The sequence below is a fragment of the Nitrospirota bacterium genome (assembly GCA_016219645.1).
GTDB lineage: Bacteria > Nitrospirota > Nitrospiria > Nitrospirales > Nitrospiraceae > Palsa-1315.
In genome coordinates, this window is sequence record JACRLR010000034.1 from 21999 (window position 1) to 40503 (window position 18505).

The following is an 18505-nucleotide window of genomic DNA, read 5'->3' on the forward strand; positions in this document are numbered from 1 at the left end:
CGGTTTCCCCAATCTATGGCCCATGAATGCGTCGTCCGGAACGCGTGATCGCTGGCTCCTCAAGAAGGGCTGAATGGGCGATAGATCTGTCCGGGCAGATCTATTGTGCAAAAATGGCTGGTAACCGTCTCCTGGGTACCCAAGTGGACAGTCTCCCACCCTGCGGGAGTATGGGTTGACAGTGGGATGCATCCAACGGTACAAAAGACACACAGGAACATCGAGTATTCTTTGTGTGCTTGTCAGGCTGGAGTTGACTCCTGCAGACCCCACTATGCGAGAGTGGCGGAACTGGCAGACGCGCGAGACTTAGGATCTCGTGGGTGACCGTGGGGGTTCAAGTCCCCCCTCTCGCACCATACTGCGGCAGAGCAGCCAGTGATGGCTCGATAGCCCACGGAAGGCTTTATACAACGTAATGGGTGCGGCAGCAGCTATGAAAATGGAAGTTACTGAGCTAGGGCCAATGAAACGCGCTCTCAAAATAGAGGTGCCGGCTGATGAGGTCACCCAACGGCTTACCAAGGCCTACGGCGAGTTGAACCGCCAGGTCAACATCCCGGGATTCCGCCCTGGTAAGGCGCCGGTTGCCCTGTTGGAAAAACGCTATGCCAAGACTGTGGAAGAAGACGTCATTCGAAACCTCGTTCCGGACTTCTACGACAAGGCCGTCCGCCAAGCGGGGATTGTGCCAGTCCATGTCGAAATTCCTCCGCTCGACAGGGCCAAGATCAAAAAGGATGAACCCTTTACATTTACTGCAACCGTCGAGATCAGGCCGCACATCGAGTTGCGGGACTATAAGGCACCGAGTCCGATCTCGCTCAAACCTGATAAGCGCACTGTGACCGATGAACAGCTGGAGCGAGGGATTGAGGTCTTGCGTGAGCAACAGGCACGTCTGGAGGCGGTACCGTCCGGCCACAGCATCGTAGACGGAGACTATCTCGTGCTGGATATCCAAGGCGCCCTCGATGGGCTGCCGCTGGAAGGTACGAAGAAGGAAGGTCAACTCCACAAGGTCGGATCACATGCGTCTGTCTTAGGTGTGGAAATTGATCCGCATGTTGGAGGGAAGAAAGAGGGCGACCGGCTTGAGGTATCCCAGCCCTACCCTGCCAGCCATCCTGATGCCCGAGTTGCAGGTAAGACGGTTGTCTTTACGCTCACGATCAAATCTGTCAAAGAGAAGAAGTTACCGGCTTTGGACGATGAGTTCGCAAAAGATTGCGGCCCCTTCAATTCACTACAAGAAATCAAAGATAAACTGCGGGAAGGGATGGAGCGGGCGCTGAAGCGAGAGATCGAAGACGGCTATAAGGACACGATCATCAGGCGGCTCGTGGAGACCCATCATTTCGATCTCCCTGAGACTTTAGTGGAACGTGAGCTAGAGGCCATCACCCGCCAGTATATGCAGCAGCAGAAGGGGAAAGGCCAGGAATCGCCGGGCACGGAGGATCTCACACAGCTTCGTCAAGAGCATCGGAATGAAGCGGCGCGCCGCGTGAAGCTCGGGCTCGTATTGGAAACGATTGCGGAGAAAGAAGGGCTGACGGTCACGCAGGACGATCTGAATGCCGAGATTGTGCGGCTGGCATCGGATCTCAAAATGTCGCCGGACGAACTCGTCAAAATGATTAAAGCCGGCGGACAGGAGTCCATCGATGAGTTGCGCAACAGGACCTTAGCGGACAAGGCGCTGGATTTTGTATACCGCAATGCCGTGATTCAGGGATAGTGCCGGGCGGCGCATTGCCGGACAGGATTTCATTGGTCAGTATGTTGGGGAACTAGGGGGTGCAACGCGCAGGATGCTCAATAAGGCTGTGCAGCAAGGCCGCAGCAAGCGAAGAGGCGAGGCGTAAGCCTCGGTACGTTGAGCCTGTGAGCGAAGCGAGAACAACGTATGAGAAAAGGTGCGTCCCTGGGTTAAGAGGCGGTCTTGGCAGACTCAGGGCGGGCGGGTGAAGTAGCAACCAGGGTTTGGCGGGTGAGAAGGGCGACTTTTTCAGCGCCCTGTTAACTGAAAGGAACGACGTGCATGCTTGTTCCCATTGTGATCGAAACGACGAATCGAGGCGAGCGCGCCTACGATATATACTCTCGCCTCTTGAAAGACCGTATCATTTTCCTCGGTGCACCGATCGACGACATCTTTGCCAATTTGATCATTGCTCAGCTCTTGTTCCTTGAAGCAGAAGATCCTGAAAAAGACATCAATCTCTACGTGAATTCTCCCGGAGGAAGTGTCACGGCGGGATTGGGGATTTATGACACCATGCAGTATGTGAAACCTCCGATCAACACCATCTGTCTCGGCCAAGCTGCCAGCATGGGAGCCTTCCTCCTCACCGCTGGGACCAAAGGCAAGCGATTCGCTCTGCCGAACGCAAGGGTGATGATTCACCAGCCTATGGGTGGGTTTCAGGGGCAAGCGACTGAGATCGACATTCATGCGAGAGAGATCTTGAAAATCCGTGAACGACTCAATGAGATCATGGCAAAACATACCGGCCAACCTTTGGAGAAGATATCCCAAGATACCGAGCGGGATTACTTCCTGTCGGCAGAAGAAGCCAAGCTGTACGGTCTCATCGACGAAGTCATCACTCGGCCACCGAAGCTCCTCAAGGCTGTCAGTGGCGACGCAGGAAAAGACGTAGCCAAGGACAAGTAACAAGGGGAGGATTCATGGCGAAGCTGGATAAGATGGATCGACATCTCCGCTGCTCGTTTTGTGGGAAGAGCCGCGACGAAGTCCGCAAGTTGATTGCCGGGCCCACCGTCTATATCTGCGACGAATGTGTCAACCTCTGCAACGATATCATCGCCGAGGATTGGGAAGAAGCCAAAGAGGAGATTTCGTCGAAGCTCAAGAAGCCCGTGGAAATCAAGCACCATCTGGACCAGTACGTCGTGGGACAGGAACGGGCCAAGAGAATCTTCTCGGTAGCCGTGCATAACCATTACAAGCGAATCTCGTCCAAAGATAAAGACGTTGACGATGTGCAGCTCCAGAAGGGCAACATTCTCATGCTGGGGCCCACAGGAACAGGGAAAACTCTCCTGGCTCAGACGCTTGCGAAATACCTGGACGTCCCCTTCACGCTGGCTGATGCGACTACGCTCACAGAGGCAGGGTACGTCGGCGAAGATGTAGAAAACATCATTCTCAAGCTTCTGCAAGCAGCGGACTACGATGTCGAACGGGCAGAGCGGGGCATCGTCTATATCGATGAAATTGATAAGATCAGCCGCAAGAGCGATAGCCCGTCCATCACCCGGGACGTTTCTGGAGAAGGGGTCCAACAAGCGCTGCTCAAGCTTATCGAGGGGACTGTGGCCAACGTCCCACCTCAAGGCGGACGCAAGCATCCACATCAAGAGTTTATCCAGGTCAATACGAGTAACATCCTGTTCATATGCGGCGGGGCCTTCGTCGGGCTCGAACACATTATCGAGCAACGCCTGAACAGGAAGGCGATGGGATTCGGAGCAGAGGTTCGCGGACGGAGCGACGTGCGTCTTGGGGAACTATTCGCCAAAGTTCAGCCGGAAGACCTTCTCAAGTACGGCTTGATTCCGGAGTTTGTCGGCCGGCTACCGGTCGTAGCCACATTAGACGAACTTGATGAACGGGCGCTCATCCGAATCTTGACCGAGCCAAGGAATGCGCTTACGAAGCAGTATGAGAAATTGCTCTCCTTTGAGAAAGTGAAGCTCAAGTTCACGGAAGGCGCCCTCGGGGCGATCGCACGGAAGTCGTTTGTTCAGAAAACAGGCGCTCGAGGATTGCGTGCGATACTCGAAGACGTGATGCTGGACGTCATGTACGATGCTCCTTCGCAGAAACAAATTAAGGAAGTTCTCATCACAGAGGATGCCATACTTGGCAAACACCCTCCCATCAGAATCTTCGAACAAGACAAGGATGCGAAGACAGCCTAAGCCATTAGAAACATAGACGTTTTTTAAGAATGGCAAGACATCGGATCGAGATTCTTAGGGCCAGGAATATCCTGGCCCTTCCACCTCTTTACCTCGCCATCCACGGAAATCACTCGTACGCTGATCTTTATTCCCGCCCCTAACCTGTGGCGATGCTCATGACTCTGCGCTTTTCCTCGACAAGAGGAAATGCTGCGCTATACTTGCGGTAGTGATTGAACGTGGAGGACCTGTGAAGTATCCCGTGTCTTCAAGCCTTAGGCACAAGGGGAAAGCCCTCGATCTTGACGCAACTCGTGAAGTGATCACCCTCTTGGGGATCAACGGCGAGCCTATGGGCCACCTATCCTGGGACTTCGTCATCGATCAGATTTTAGCCTATCGTAAGCCCCCTGCGAGTCGGGAAGCCAGGAATGAGCCGCGCGTGACGCTTACCTTCCGTGTCAAATACACAACTCCGGAAGGTCAACAGTTCGAAAGTCGTGCAGGCGGTATCGGGGGAGGCGGGCTTTTTATTGAAAGTCTGAGCCCACCACCAGTCGACACCCTGCTTACCCTTGAATTTTCGCTACCGGAAAAGCCAGCAGAATGGCTACCGGCGAAGGGGCTCGTTGCATGGGTCTGCCCTAAAGCAGACCAATATACGTTTAGCCCTGGAATGGGAGTCCGCTTTACGGAGATTGATCCCGAGATCCGTAACCGCGTGCTCGAACTGGTGAAATCCCTCCAGACCGTCGGGCAGGCAGCCTAGCCGGTCCAAACGCCACAGAGCCCGTTCGCATTCGATACAAGGGTCCGACCATGAAATTTTCTGTGACGACAACGGAAGGGTATGAGGGCAAAGTCCTTGAGATGAATGCCGACCAGGAAGTGGTCATGCTTCATAGCGCAGAGGGGGCGCTACTTGGAGCCCTGTCATGGAGAATGGTTATAGAACAGATCCTTGCCGGCAGCGACGACGACGCGCGGTTCGCCCATGTACGCTCTTATCCGAGAGCCCCGCTTGCCGTGAAGGTTCGCTATACGACGCCAGAGGGCAAACAGTTCGAAAGCTTAACCGGAGGAATCGGTGCAGGGGGCCTGTTCATCGAAAGCAGCACCCCATTGGCTCCTGGCACCGAGCTGTCCGTCGAGTTTGCATTACCCGATCGTCCATGGGAAAAACACAAGGCGACGGCGAAGGTTGCCTGGACTCGTAACAAGCCTGAACGGCACCTACTCTTCCCCGGGATGGGCGTCCAGTTTACCCACATTGATGAAAAGGCCCGCGAAGAGCTGGTCGAGCTCGTTGATGCGTTAAATCGCTCCCGGGTACCGGCTTAAATCCCTCGTCTTGCCCAGCCCCGAACCCCGCTATCTGAATCCTTTGCAATCGCCTTTTCCAGCGCGGCCTTCGTCTCAAGATCACTGCGCATTCCCAGTCGATAGGCTGCTTCTGCTCGTACCCCAGGCGAAGGATCCTCAGCTAACCGTTCTCTGAGCCAAGGGGAGACCGCGCCCCCACCCCATTCCCCTACCGCTGCCACGATACCCTGGCGAACCTCGGCATCGGAGTCACGGCCTGCTGTCACGAGTGCGGGAACCAATTGGCTCGCGTCAACTTGCAACAAAGCCTTCACGACCGCCCTCCTAATCGTCACATCTGAAGATTGCATTAACACGAGGACGGGCTGCAACAATTGGGAGCTCGGCTCGATGTCGCCGATGGCCACCACCGACGCCTGCCGAACTGATTCGCTAGGATCCTCCAGTGCCTGCGTCAACAGGCCGATCACTTCACTGGTGGCTGCGGGTTTCACTCGCCCCATGGCTAAAACCGATGCCTCACGGACGAGTGCTGTTGGGTCATGTAAGAGGGGAAGCATAGGTTCTACGGCTCGTGGGTCGCCGATCTTGCCCAGAGACTCTACAGCTGTTCGCCGCGTCTCAGGTCCCTCGTCGCGAAGTAGTTCCAGCAGAAGTAAAACCGTGCGCTCTCTTGAGGAAGATGGAGAGTCCTGGACACAACCGATAATAAGGAAGAACGATAGGAAGAGAGAGAATCCTAAACATTTTTCCCAGATCACGCTTGCTTCGGGGGTTCTTCGTGCGAGGCAGGTAAATCTTTGGCTGCATCGATCGATTGCTGGAATTCTTTTTGAGCAGAATCTATCTCGGCTTGGATAGTTCGTATCTCAGGATCCACTGAATTTCGGACATCGGTCACGGCTTGTTTGAATGTCCGCAATGCATCCCCAAGTCCTTCTCCCAGGCTCTGCATATCTCCTGGCGAAATGCCGGACGGTTGTGCGGCCTTCGCTTTCATCGCCGCCTGCTGGGCCTGCACGCGGGCCACGGCATCTCTGTTGACAATGGCAGACGGGCGTTTGGCTATCGGCTTGGCCTGGGCGCCGGCAGGCAGAGGTGGGTACTGTGCCCGCGTGATCGGCGCCGGGCCAGCAGCTCGTTCTTCCATCGTGGGAGGCTGTTGGCCCAGCCCGGTCGATGGGGCTGAAGCCGGCCGAGCTTGCGGTGGCGGAGCAGCCACGTTGTACATCAAGGCTGCGGTGGTGCCGGGAGTCAGTTCCGGCCCCGGCGTATAGGCTGCCGTGGGTTTCGGGGGTGAAAGGACCTGTCCTGACGTGACCACTGGTGTCGCTATTGCCTGACCCGTTGATGGCATGTGTACCGGCGCCGGTTGATTCGATTCGGGCGGTACTGGATCAGGCGGGGGGATATCGTTGACTTCTTTCTTGAACCCTCTGAGTGCTTTACCAACCCCTTCACCGATTTGGGGAAGCTTCCCCGCCCCGAAAATGATCAGGACAATGACGAGGATAATAATCAGTTCCGAGATCCCCATGGTACCAAACATGGCGTGGTTCCTTCTCCCTGATCCGGCAAATCGCAGTAGACCTTGCCTGTTTGAGAACCCAATCAACTCTATAGGGCAGCGGGAGGTACTGTCAAGGAAGGGGAGGAACGCTAGAAGAGCGGGACGATTTCGTTCTGTAGAGGCAAACCGAACACCAACGCTTCCCGCTCAGTCAGGTACACGTCCAGTTCGCTTCTGATCCCAAACTCGCCCGGTAAATAAATTCCTGGTTCAATAGAAAAGCAAGTTCTCGGCATCAGGCGGCGGCTGTCCCGCGTCTCCAAACTGTCGATATTGGCTCCGTTGCCATGAACTTCTTCACCGATCGAATGGCCGGTACGATGGACGAACTGATCACCATAGCCACCACGTTGGATGACCTGCCTGCAAGCATCGTCGGCTTCCCAACCGAATGGGCGATGGCCGGCTGCTATCTCTCTCTGGACGTATGTCAAGGCCGCATCTCGCCCCTGGCGGACGAGATCGAAGATCTCACGGTGTCGTACCGGAACCGTCGATCCGACATAGCAGGTCCAGGTAATATCGGCATAGACGGAACCGGGCTCCGCTCGTTTGGCCCAGAGATCGATCAAGAGCAACGCGTCGCGGACGACATCGGATGATCCGGTCTCTGATGGACCATAATGGGGGTCGGCGCTATGGGCATTCACGGCGGCGATTGGTGCACTCGACGTGACCATCCCGGCGTCGCGTATACGAGTCAAAATAAACTGCTGTACCCCATACTCAGTAAGCCTGCGGCCTTGCATTATCGTGTCATGCACATGACCAAACGTCTGGTCAACAATGCGCCGCAGTGCTGTGGCGGCAAATTGATGCGATTCGAGTTGACGGTCTGTCCAGCGCGCTTCAAACGTCTGAATCAAGTCAGCCGCGCTGACCACCTCGACGTCGTAACTTCTGATCAGCTCGATCGTGCCGGCATCCACACGCGACACGTAGGGAACGGCATTGAGTGGGGAATATTGCATGGCCACGCGGAGGCCGCCGGCGAGCAGGTGTGCAAGGATCTGCTGTTGCTGTTCCCATGATACATAGTAATCCGTTTGTCCCGGCAAGGTATCCAGCACATGCGGCTCGATGCGATGCAGCAACTTAACGGGAATCCCCTGGGCCGGGATCCAGTAGTACCATCGTCTCGTCACATGGAGGGCAGGATCGAGTTGAAGTATGCGATAGGCGAGGGGATCGCTCCCGCGGAAATCATAGAAGAGCCAGCCGTCGACCTCGGCATCACAGAGGGCCTGCTGAATCTCGCTGACACGCTGTTGCATGGCTGTGAGCATAATAGAAAACATCTTATCGTCGCACTATCAGGCAGTCAATGCGATGCCCATTCGCACCGGTGATCATGTTACACTGCCGGCATGGCGATCGAGCATGGACCAGAACCGTCCCAGTTCCGGTTGACGCTGTTTGTCGGACCGCAGCCAGTGAAGGGAAGGCCCTTCACCTATTCCTGCGTATTCAACGTCAAGAAACGGAGCTGGAAGGGCGGGATCCAGGTCGATGTCGCGATCACTCAGAATCAGATCGATAGGATCAGCACCGATGTTGATTTCTCCAGCTGGCTGGCCCGGGCCTTGACTGATCTCCCAGACGACGATCGTTCAACGTATCAGGAACGAGCCTGGGAGCTGTTTATCCAAGCGGTCTGCTGGTGCAAGCTCGATCTCGCATTGCAGTCCGGCATTACTCAAGAGAACCAATGTCTCGCAGAGGACACATGGACCGCAGAAGTCAGAGACAGCGTGAGCAGCCGGACGAACTTCATCAGGTCATATATTGTATCTGAACTGGACCTCGTACCGAGAGACACTGCCGCCCCATAAGACATTCTGCCCTGGTGCGGCAGGGGGTTTGCATTAAGAGTTGAATTTGTTATAACCGCACTACTTGAATCGTGGGTGAGCGCCTTGGATTTAATCACTCCCACGTCGCTCGCCCCATCGAAGAAGGAGGATTATTTGTGAATACCCACATGTCTCTATCCCATCGCCAGCGTGAAGTTTCCGGCTTCAAACTGGTGGCAGTCTTCCTACTCCTGGCCCTGTGCACCATCACGATTGTGCCATCGGCCTGGAGTCAAGAAACCACGGGCTCCCCGTCGAGCCAAAGCACCGAGGGCGGAACCGCGTCAAGCGCAGGTATGCAAGTGGCTGCCGGTTTATCCACGCTGGTGTATCTTCCGCTGAAGCTGGCCTTCGCCATCGGTGGAGGGATTGTCGGAGGACTCACCTATGTATTTACCGCCGGAGATGAACATGCAGCCAAGAGCGTCTGGAACACCAGTCTCTACGGCACCTATATCATTACCCCGGACCATCTAGAAGGCAATCGACCCGTCCGATTCCTGGGGATTGCCGATTCGAATGAGGCGCCAGCCCCTGCCCCTGCTCCGGAACCCACCCGCTAGCAGATGAAACCGATCATCGGTGTCACACCAGACTTCAACGCCGGTGATCGAAAGGAATGGGGTGGGCGCGAGCCCACCTACTTTCTGCGCGCGCGCTACATCCGTGCCATCGAAGAGCTTGGGGGGGTCCCACTAGTCCTCCCACTCCATGCTGATCGGACCACGAGGCGGCATATTCTCCACAACCTCGATGGACTCCTTATCACCGGAAGCGGACCGGATCTTCCACCGTCATTGTATGGCGAGCGACAGCGGTTTCCATTCACAATCGTGAGCGAGCGTCGTGCGAGTTTTGAGCTGGATATCGTTCGTCTGGCCAAACAAGCTGATCTCCCGCTGCTCGGCATCTGCGGCGGCATGCAGACCATGAATGTCGCCTGCGGCGGCAGTTTGATTCAAGATATCCCAGCTCAAATCTCAAAACCGCTCCAACACAGGCAACAGACTCCTGCGACGAATCTCAGTCATACCATCCGAGTTGCGCCAGGTAGTCTGCTTCGTCGCATCGTACGATCGGCGTCGATGCGGGTGAATAGCTCGCACCATCAATCGGTCAATGTTGTGGCGCCCTCATTGATCGCCAGTGCCCAGGCCTCCGATGGTATTGTGGAGGCGATCGAATCTCCCGCCCACCGTTTCTTTCTCGGCATCCAGTGGCACCCGGAATTTCTCTTTGACCGGTACCCCCTCCACCGGCGGTTGTTTGAGGCCTTTCTGCGCGCCGCCCGCGCCTCAGACCGTGGCGCATGAAACGCGAAACATGAATGATGCGCGACGAGTGGGAAAGTCCTGCTATACTTGGCCCCACATGGAACAGACGCTCATCGATCCTACGGTGCCCTTCACCGTCCCCGCGGCCTGAGGAGGTACGGTGATCCGCCGACTCTTCAGAACCAAATCCATTGAACAAATCCTTGCGGACGCAGATCATCCGGATCATCGTTTGAAGAAGACCCTTACGGCCTGGGATCTGACCGCACTCGGCATCGGTGCGATCATCGGTACCGGTATTTTCGTCCTGATCGGCACCGCCATCGTCGGCGATGCCAATCGACCAGGGGCAGGGCCTGGCATCATTCTCTCCTTTGTGCTCTCCGGTTTGACCTGTGCCTTGGCGGCACTCTGTTACGCAGAGTTTTCCACCATGATTCCTGCCGCCGGCTCCGCCTATACCTACTCGTATGCCACGTTGGGAGAATTTCTGGCTTGGATCACCGGTTGGAACTTGATTCTTGAATATGGCGTGGCCTGCGTGGCTGTGGCCATCGGGTGGTCCGGCTATTTCAACAAGCTGCTCGGGTTGGCTGGGGTCGAGTTGCCCCACTGGGCCACGCATCCACCGGGAGGACCAGACGGAGGTGTGGCAAACTTTCCCGCCGCCATTATCGTGTTACTCGTCACCATCATCCTCGTCATCGGGATTAAGGAAAGCGCCCGTGCAACCGGCATTATTGTGTGTTTGAAGCTCGCGGTTATTCTCTTCTTCATCGCCGTAGGAACGCCAGCCGTGAATACCGACAACTGGACGCCCTTTATGCCGCAGGGATTTGCCGGTGTCGGTGCCGCGGCGGCGATTGTGTTCTTCGCCTACATCGGATTTGACGCCATCTCGACGACCGCCGAGGAGGCCAAGAACCCTCAGCGGGACCTGCCGATCGGGATCATTGCCTCACTGGGCATCTGCACTGTGCTGTACATTGCCGTGGCTGCGGTCTTGACCGGCTTGGTGCCCGTTGCACAGATCGACATCTATGCACCAGTGGCCGATGCACTGAGCAAGGTGGGCTTCAAGTGGGGAGCAGCGATGGTGGCGATCGGGGCTGTCGCCGGCATTACCAGCGTGCTCGTCGTGATGATGCTGGGTCAGATTCGAGTATTCTTTGCCATGTCGCGCGACCACCTTTTGAGCCCCTGGCTGTCAACCGTGCATCCGTGCTATGGCACGCCTCACTATGCCACCATTCTCACCGGCATCGGGGTCGCGATACTCGCTGCCCTTATTCCCATTGGTGATGCGGCTGACATGACGAACATCGGCACCCTCTTTGCTTTTGTTCTGGTCTGTATCGGTGTCGTAGTGTTGCGCTATACAAAACCCAACCAGCCGCGTCCATTCCGGCTTCCCTTTATGCCTGTTGTCCCCACTCTGGGCCTGCTAGCCTGCCTCGGCTTAATGAGTTTTCTTCCTTGGGTGACCTGGATTCGATTTGCCGTCTGGACTGCCATTGGCATTGTGGTCTATTTTGGTTACGGTATGAAGCACAGCAAACTAGTCGCCCCCTCCTCTGAAGAGGATCTTTCCAAACGTTCGCGATAGCCAGCCATGATGAAAAACCGTTGTCTGGTTTGTCTTGTTTATTTGGTTGAACGAAACGAACCAGATGAACCAAATCAACCAGACAGACCAGATGAATCAGACAGAGTGGGCTAGCTCGATTCGTCTGTAGGCTGAACCGCCAGGGCTGGGGCGGGCGCGGTGTCAGCAGGAGGGACCGAGGGTGGTGGTTTGACAGGTTGGCCATCTGGGGCCGCTGTAGCAGTGGGTACTGCTGGTTTGGGAGCTGCGGGTGGTTTCGAAGGAGCAGGTTTCTCCGGCTTGATTCCTCCCTCCCATGAAGGACCGGAGTACATATCCGCCGAGAGCCCCTTTGTTTTCCATTTCTCTTCGAAATCCGCTGCTGCCTTATTCGGTGTCTCACCAGTCCCTACAACATCATTCCATGGATAGGCCTTAGGACCTATCTGACAGCCGCCGTTCGTCCGTTTCAAATATAGGGCAATCGGGTTCCCGCGGTACGGTCCGAGATAAATATGCACAGAACCGACGTATTCGAGCAAATGCTCCATCCTCGTCTCCAAAGTGGCGCATGATGCCATAAGAAGGAAGGGGAGGGCAAGGAGGCGCGGGGATGGAGCCTGATGATCTTCAATCCCCACGCAACGCGCGGCCTGAGAAAGATGCGAGGGAGGAGGCAGACCGTTCTTCTTGCTCGCAGAGCCCCCACGATAAAGCTGTGGTCGCTCGATGCGCGCAGTGAAGAACAATCTACCTCCTCCCTCTGGGAAGTTGGGAACCAGAAGGGCCTTGCCTTGGCTAGTGGCAGGTCTCGTGAAGTCGATTACGAAGTAATCGGAGGATAGGGCGGGTGATAATATCTGCCAGTGGGTAGGGGGTGAGAAAGACGCGCACAGTCAGGGAGCTGACTCCTTGCCTTCCAAAGAATGGATAATATGAACAGACGACGGAAAGGGGCTGTTGATTGACAGGCTTTTCAATCGTCCCGTAGACTCTCCCCCTATGCCCTCGCGATTGATCATTCCTTCACGTTCAAACAGCAGGAAAACCACCATCGGTTTCGTGAATCTCGGTTGCTCGAAAAACCAGGTCGATTCCGAGGTCATGTTGGGCACGCTGGTGGCGGACGGGTTTGCCCTAACCGATAACCCGAAGAAAGCCGAAGTGGTTATCATCAATACCTGTGGTTTCATCGAAGAGGCCAAGCAGGAGTCAATTGATACGATCATTGCGCACGGCAAACTCAAAGAGACAGGATCCTGTCGTGTTTTGATTGCCGCCGGCTGTCTGGCCCAACGATATCAAGGAGATCTCCTCAAACAACTGCCGGAACTCGATGGGGTGGTTGGAACCGGCGAGTTCGGTAGGATTGCGGAGATTTGTCGGGATCTGTTGGCGCCCAAGAAACGGCAGCAACGGCTCTGGATCAGCGAGCCTCCTTACCTCTATGACGCAGACGCGCCACGCCTCCGTCTCGGAAAGGCCCATAGCGCCTACGTGAAGATCGCCGAGGGCTGTAACAGAAACTGTGCCTTCTGTGCGATTCCCCTGATGCGGGGCAAGCAGCGGAGCCGCCCGGTGGAATCGATCGTGGCAGAAGCCACCCGCCTAGCAGCCGAAGGAGTGAAGGAAATCAATCTCATTTCGCAGGACACGGTGAATTACGGCGTTGACATCGGTTTGCGCCAAGGGCTCGTTACGCTGCTCCGCGAGTTGGTGAAGGTGAAAGATTTGCGCTGGATCAGGCCTTTTTATCTCTATCCGCAGCAAGTATCCGACGAACTGTTGGATCTCTATGCAGGGGAAGAACAGATTGCCAAGTACATCGACATGCCGCTGCAACATATTAACGATCGGATGCTCAAGCGGATGCACCGACTAGGTGATCGCGCTGCCATCGATTCCCTCGTCGATCGGATCCGGACGCGCATTCCCGGTGTCACGTTTCGCACGGCCTTCATCGTCGGATTTCCGGGAGAGACGGAACAGGCGTTCGAGGAACTCAAAGGATATGTGGAAGAGACTGAGTTCGATCGAGTGGCGGTATTTTTGTATTCAGACGAAGAAGACACGCCCGCAGTCAGGTTTGATGACAAGGTCGAACGATCGGTCATGGATGAGCGAAGGAATGAACTGCTGGCTGTGCAGGAAGGGATCGCAGTGGCGCGAGGCCAGGCTCGTATCGGCTCGGTCATGGAGGTATTGGTCGAGGGGGCGTCAGAGCAAACAGAGCTACTGCTCGAAGGACGTCATGAAGGGTTGGCTCCGGAAATCGATGGTGTCGTGTATATCAACGATGGATCTGCCACTGCAGGGGAACTCGTCAAGGTCGAAATTACCGATGCGGCTCTCTATGACCTGGTCGGCCGCATCGTCACCTAACAGAATGCTGAAAAAGAGGGGATGGAGGCTGATGATCTTCTGTGCTCGCGCAACGCGCGGGCGCGGACTCCCCTCGTTGGACGCGCGCACTCGAGGATCGACCAGACTCCCCTTGAAAAAACGATGAATCGGGAAGACGCGCGCAGTTGGGATCATCCCACCCACCCTTTATAAAGTAATAGCTCGCCGTAGCCTTGCCTGCGTAAAGGCGTGTCTCGGACTTCGGCAAGCTCAGTCGAGCCGCACGCCAGGGTTGGGCGGGTAAAGCTAGTCGTCTTTTTGAGCATCCTGCGGGCTTGGGGTTTCCTGCCTGCTGCAGTAATGTTTCAATAACTTGCTAGAGCCATTTCCCGCCGGTATCCTTGTTTATCTGCTGCACGTGCACGAACCGCTTTCATTGTAAAGGTAGGCCCACGATGGCACATCGAAAAGAATCCGTTGTTCTTCTGATCCATTGTAAGGACCGCAGGGGGATTGTGGCCCGCGTCTCGGGTTTCATTCACGACTTCGGCGGGAACATTCTCGACTCGGATCATCATACCGATGAAGAGACGAACGAGTTTCTCATGCGCATGGAGTTTGCCGCCGAGGGCCTGCAGATTCCCCCCGATGAGATTGGCGCCGCCTTCGCTCCGGTTGCGAAGACGTTCGAGATGGGCTATGAAGTTCGTCCATCAAGCTGCAGAACGAGAACCGCGCTATTCGTTTCGAAACAGGATCATTGCCTGGCAGATCTGCTCCAACGACACAAAAGAGACGAGTTGCACATCGACATCCCCGTGATTATTTCCAATCACGATACCTGCGCCGGCTGGGCCGAGCTGTTCAATATTCCATTTTCCGTCTGTCCCGTAACCAAGGAAACCAAGCCGCAGCAGGAACAGCAAGTCCTCTCCCTACTGAAAGAGCATCGGATCGAACTCGTGGTCATGGCCCGGTACATGCAGATCCTTAGCGGCACCTTCCTTTCACAGATCGGCTGCCCAGTCATTAATATCCACCATTCCTTCCTGCCTGCTTTCATCGGTGCCAATCCCTATCGGCAGGCCTATGACCGGGGTGTGAAAATCATCGGGGCCACGGCGCACTATGCCACGGAGGATCTGGATGAAGGCCCTATTATTGAGCAGGACGTCATGCGCGTGGGTCACAGGGATACCGTCGATGACCTGGTGAGGAAGGGACGGGACCTAGAAGAGATTGTCCTGGCCCGGGCTGTGCGTCGCCATGTCGAACGGCGGGTGCTGGTGTATGGAAGAAAAACCGTGGTCTTTGATTAGCAGGACGCTGAACAAGTCTGCCGGAACCTGGAAGGCTGAGGTTTAGACTAGGATTGAGATAAAGAGAGTCCAATCGCAGAAGTTCTCCCCCCGCAACATTCACTCAGTCCTCTGCAGATTTTTCAAGCGCGTCACTGAACTCGGCAAAGGGTTGGTTATGGTCGATCTATATTGCAAGCTCGGCATCATCAAACAAACGTCCTAGCGCTGGAGAGGGAATATGAAGAACCCAGGCTATTCTCGCATCAAGTCTAGACCTGCCTCATTGCTAGCTGTGGAAAATAAGCAAGCTGCCAGGATTGGGGGTTGCAGCGTACAAGTAATCACACGCCTCAGAACAGAAAAACTCCGTCAGTCAAGATGCCATTCCACTGATCACTTCGTCGCAGTTGGCTCACTTCCTCATCACAGGAATGGCCCTAGCCGGGGAACGCCTGCGCCGCCCCCATCGCCAGCGCCCTAATACGTTTATCCAACCTCCATGTCCCCGGCGGTCCGGCTGACCCAGTCAGCTGAGCATTGAGCACCACCACCACCTCACGCTTATACTCCGCGGAAAACCGCCGCCGGTGTACCATGCCCTCCCTCTTGGCCCATTATAACTTTCGCCAAGGCGTCCATAAAAAGCGGGGTAGAACCCCATGAGCTGGTTAACCGATACTTAGTTGATCTTTAACACCACCCTAAACCGTGCTTCTCCGCTCATCATGCGATCGTAGGCTTCAGCCGCGCGTTCGAGCGGAAACTCCTCGACCATCGGTCGTATGCTCGCTTGGACGCTGAAGGCCAATGTCTCCTGCGAGTCCGCTGCGGTCCCGCAGGGCCAGCCCTGAACTGAATGTCGCCCCACAATGAACTTGACGATGGGCACCTCAACAGGCTCCTCCGAGATACCGACCATGATCAGTTTCCCATCGATGGCTAGACCACCGATAGCAGCACTCATTGCCTTGCCGCTCATGACGGTCGCTAGAATCACCTTCGCTCCGCCGATAGCCGTGAGCGCCTCGGCCACATTCTGTGCGCTGCTATCGATGTAGTGGCGGGCGCCCAATTTCTTTGCCAACGCCTCTTTGTCTTTCCCCCTGGCGATCGCTACCGTCGCGAAGCCCATCTTGGTCGCGAATTGCACACCCAAATGACCAAGCCCGCCGACACCGAGGATGGCAACCACATCGCCGGGCCGCGCACCACTGTTGCGAAGCGCGTTGAAGGTGGTAATGCCCGCGCATAGCAGGGGGGCAGCCTCAACGTTGGATAGATCGTCCGGTACCCGCGCCAAAGCTTCTACGGGAGCAACCATATGCGTGGCGTAGCCTCCGTCATAGCTAATTCCTGGCACTAGTGCATGGTGGCAGAGGATAAAATCGCCTCGGCGGCACGGTTCGCAGCGGCCACAATGTCCTCCGTGCCATCCCACACCGACCCGTTGGCCCAATTTCCACTCACCCACGCCAGAACCTACCGCATCGATGATCCCGGCAACTTCATGACCAGGCACACGAGGATACTGGATCCCAGGCCACAGACCCTCCTTGGTAAAAACATCGCTATGACAGATCCCGCAGGCCTGCACCTTAATCAGAACATGCCCCATTGCGGGACTGGGTACGTCCCGTTCCACGAGTTGCAGAGGTCCTCCGGGTTGCCGTACTTCAACTGCTTTCATCGTTCTCATGCGGCATTCTCCTTTCAACGTACCTCGATAGGTGGAAACGTCGGCGTTGTGTACACGTTTATACGAGCGACTCGGCAACCAGTATTAGAATCGATTTAGCAGGGTTTCCTCAAAATTTGGCTACACTGCCACTGCGAGAATCTCTCAAAGTACGGCACAGACCCCTGCCATCATTTTCCAATCCTAATGGATGTGACTCAGCCACGGCGCTTAATCAGGAGAAGGCGTCCTTGCAGTTAGAAGTTTGCTCCAAGAAAGATGAAGTTGCCCTATTGGTCGTCATCTCTCTTGGGTACGCCACTGCGCAAACGCTCACGGCCAACGAAACAAAAACCTAACGGTCCGCTACTCCGGGAGCTAGGATGAGATTGACAGGAATCTTTTCCGCCAGGGTATAGGGACTCGCCCGATTTTCCTTCACCCACCGCTTCTCAGCCACAGACTCAAAGGGAGGAGGAATTTCCCCTTGAAGAGACCACAGATCGAACGGTGTCTCGTCAACGGAAATTTCCCAATCATATCCCCTGTCCTTGACGTAGGGAGCGATAACTGCGTCAAGCGTCCTGATCCACCATTCTCTGAGGACCTGACCAGGCAATGTCCTCGCAATATGGTCGACCTTGAAGCGGACAAATTTGTTATGCGGTTCGCCACCGACAAAACAGGAGTCCTTGGCGATCTCCTCGTAAATGAACACGACATAAAAGTTTGGGATCGGAACCATCGCATACACTTCAGTCACCCGCCTGGCTAACGCTTTTTTGTCTTCTGCAGTGAATGCCCCGACGGGATGATAAACTTTCCATAACGGCATTTTTTGTTCCTCCTTATAGTTGGACATTTGCAATGCTGGGATTGTCTTGAATATGAAGACCCACGGTCTTCTCTATGTCTGAATAGACCATTTGGACTCTTTAGGGGCTAATGATCCATCGATCAGTCCTCCTTTCTTCTCAGATCGCCGAATTGCCATGTGCCATGTCGCTTGCCAGGCAAAGCGCAAGGTGGAGCTGAGCAACCTTGCAACAAAATATCTTAAGCAGGGATTGCCACAGGCGCGTTCACATTGATAGAGCTTCAACAGATTACAAATCCTTTCTGGTTTGAGCGCGCAACTCAGTCACTTGCATTTCGAAAGCTACTATAGCCCTGTCTGTTGCAAAATGCAAGTGACAGCATTATAGTTATTGCCTATCACTCAGCCATCCCTAAATAGGCAGGTGTTGAGTACTATCGGGCGACCGTGAACAATGAATAACAAAATGACATTTAAGCGATCATCTTGTCCGATCACGAATGTATTGGATACTCTCGGGGATAAATGGACACTGTTGGTCATTCGCGATCTGGTCTTGGGCAAGAGACGCTATCAGGAGTTCACATCCTCTCCGGAAAGAATCGCGTCAAACATCCTTGCCAATAGACTTAAAAAACTGGAGAGCGAAGGCCTGATCACCCGGCGGGCCTACCAACGGAATCCTGAACGCTATGAATATTTTCTTACAGAGAAGGGCGAGGGCTTAAAACCTGTATTGGAGGCGATCCTCGTATGGGGGCAAAAACATTTTCCAGGCACCAAGAGATTCCCTCGCGTCGAGCAACGTTAGGGAACGGGACAGCAATCATG

Annotated in this window: 18 protein-coding genes and 1 tRNA gene; 13 read left to right on the top strand and 6 right to left on the bottom strand. The window is 55.2% G+C overall.

The annotated features are described in order from the left end of the window. Nucleotides 1-276 precede the first annotated feature (276 nt). From HZB34_12540 to HZB34_12565, 6 genes are all read left to right on the top strand, one after another. Nucleotides 277-359 (top strand) — tRNA-Leu (locus HZB34_12540). 107 nt (nucleotides 360-466) lie between these two features. Continuing rightward, nucleotides 467-1741 carry a trigger factor gene (gene tig, locus HZB34_12545; protein ID MBI5316790.1) on the top strand — a complete coding sequence of 425 codons (1275 nt, stop codon included), beginning with the start codon at nucleotides 467-469 and terminating at the stop codon, nucleotides 1739-1741. A 303-nt stretch (nucleotides 1742-2044) separates the two neighbouring features. Further along, nucleotides 2045-2680 (top strand): ATP-dependent Clp endopeptidase proteolytic subunit ClpP, encoded by a 636-nt coding sequence (gene clpP / locus HZB34_12550; GenBank protein ID MBI5316791.1) that lies wholly within the window; start codon nucleotides 2045-2047, stop codon nucleotides 2678-2680. Between the two features lie 14 nt (nucleotides 2681-2694). Continuing rightward, nucleotides 2695-3951, top strand: a complete 1257-nt coding sequence (gene clpX, locus HZB34_12555) for an ATP-dependent Clp protease ATP-binding subunit ClpX (protein ID MBI5316792.1) — start codon at nucleotides 2695-2697, stop codon at nucleotides 3949-3951. A gap of 232 nt (nucleotides 3952-4183) precedes the next feature. Beyond that, on the top strand, nucleotides 4184-4702 hold the full coding sequence (locus HZB34_12560; protein MBI5316793.1) for a TIGR02266 family protein: 519 nt from the start codon (nucleotides 4184-4186) through the stop codon (nucleotides 4700-4702). Between the two features lie 50 nt (nucleotides 4703-4752). Continuing rightward, nucleotides 4753-5274: a TIGR02266 family protein gene (locus HZB34_12565; GenBank protein MBI5316794.1), complete on the top strand. Its 522-nt coding sequence runs from the start codon at nucleotides 4753-4755 to the stop codon at nucleotides 5272-5274. On the opposite strand, the gene HZB34_12570 is transcribed toward HZB34_12565, so the two are convergent. The 3 genes from HZB34_12570 to HZB34_12580 form a co-directional block, all read right to left on the bottom strand. Next, on the bottom strand, nucleotides 5271-6017 hold the full coding sequence (locus HZB34_12570) for a HEAT repeat domain-containing protein (GenBank protein MBI5316795.1): 747 nt from the start codon (nucleotides 6015-6017) through the stop codon (nucleotides 5271-5273). The two genes, HZB34_12565 and HZB34_12570, sit on opposite strands and share 4 nt — an antisense overlap. Beyond that, nucleotides 6014-6805, bottom strand: coding sequence for a twin-arginine translocase TatA/TatE family subunit (gene tatA / locus HZB34_12575; GenBank protein MBI5316796.1), 792 nt, complete (start codon nucleotides 6803-6805; stop codon nucleotides 6014-6016). The genes HZB34_12570 and tatA overlap by 4 nt, the downstream gene beginning before the upstream one ends. A 110-nt stretch (nucleotides 6806-6915) precedes the next feature. Next, on the bottom strand, nucleotides 6916-8124 hold the full coding sequence (locus tag HZB34_12580) for a M24 family metallopeptidase (GenBank protein MBI5316797.1): 1209 nt from the start codon (nucleotides 8122-8124) through the stop codon (nucleotides 6916-6918). A gap of 69 nt (nucleotides 8125-8193) precedes the next feature. On the opposite strand from HZB34_12580, the gene HZB34_12585 reads away from it, so the two are divergent. The 6 genes from HZB34_12585 (at nucleotide 8194) to purU (ending at nucleotide 15200) form a co-directional block, all read left to right on the top strand. After that, nucleotides 8194-8658 carry a hypothetical protein gene (locus HZB34_12585; protein ID MBI5316798.1) on the top strand — a complete coding sequence of 155 codons (465 nt, stop codon included), beginning with the start codon at nucleotides 8194-8196 and terminating at the stop codon, nucleotides 8656-8658. Between the two features lie 137 nt (nucleotides 8659-8795). After that, nucleotides 8796-9242: a hypothetical protein gene (locus tag HZB34_12590; protein ID MBI5316799.1), complete on the top strand. Its 447-nt coding sequence runs from the start codon at nucleotides 8796-8798 to the stop codon at nucleotides 9240-9242. 3 nt (nucleotides 9243-9245) lie between these two features. Continuing rightward, nucleotides 9246-9992, top strand: a complete 747-nt coding sequence (locus tag HZB34_12595; protein MBI5316800.1) for a gamma-glutamyl-gamma-aminobutyrate hydrolase family protein — start codon at nucleotides 9246-9248, stop codon at nucleotides 9990-9992. A gap of 121 nt (nucleotides 9993-10113) precedes the next feature. Next, nucleotides 10114-11559 (top strand): amino acid permease, encoded by a 1446-nt coding sequence (locus HZB34_12600; protein ID MBI5316801.1) that lies wholly within the window; start codon nucleotides 10114-10116, stop codon nucleotides 11557-11559. A 939-nt stretch (nucleotides 11560-12498) separates the two neighbouring features. Further along, nucleotides 12499-13920: a 30S ribosomal protein S12 methylthiotransferase RimO gene (gene rimO / locus HZB34_12605; protein MBI5316802.1), complete on the top strand. Its 1422-nt coding sequence runs from the start codon at nucleotides 12499-12501 to the stop codon at nucleotides 13918-13920. A 416-nt stretch (nucleotides 13921-14336) separates the two neighbouring features. Beyond that, nucleotides 14337-15200 (top strand): formyltetrahydrofolate deformylase, encoded by an 864-nt coding sequence (purU, locus tag HZB34_12610; protein ID MBI5316803.1) that lies wholly within the window; start codon nucleotides 14337-14339, stop codon nucleotides 15198-15200. 419 nt (nucleotides 15201-15619) lie between these two features. Here purU and HZB34_12615 read toward each other — a convergent pair whose 3' ends face one another. The 3 genes from HZB34_12615 to HZB34_12625 form a co-directional block, all read right to left on the bottom strand. Then, the gene (locus tag HZB34_12615) at nucleotides 15620-15778 is read right to left on the bottom strand and encodes a hypothetical protein (GenBank protein MBI5316804.1); all 159 of its coding nucleotides are present in this window, start codon (nucleotides 15776-15778) and stop codon (nucleotides 15620-15622) included. Nucleotides 15779-15861: 83 nt separating this feature from the next. Next, nucleotides 15862-16878, bottom strand: a complete 1017-nt coding sequence (locus tag HZB34_12620; protein ID MBI5316805.1) for an alcohol dehydrogenase catalytic domain-containing protein — start codon at nucleotides 16876-16878, stop codon at nucleotides 15862-15864. Nucleotides 16879-17212: 334 nt separating this feature from the next. Continuing rightward, a complete protein-coding gene (locus HZB34_12625; protein ID MBI5316806.1) occupies nucleotides 17213-17692 on the bottom strand; it encodes a tautomerase family protein in 480 nt (159 codons plus the stop codon). Nucleotides 17693-18140: 448 nt separating this feature from the next. On the opposite strand from HZB34_12625, the gene HZB34_12630 reads away from it, so the two are divergent. After that, entirely contained in the window at nucleotides 18141-18485 is a 345-nt protein-coding gene (locus HZB34_12630) for a helix-turn-helix transcriptional regulator (GenBank protein MBI5316807.1), read from the top strand. The last annotated feature ends 20 nt before the right edge of the window (nucleotides 18486-18505 follow it).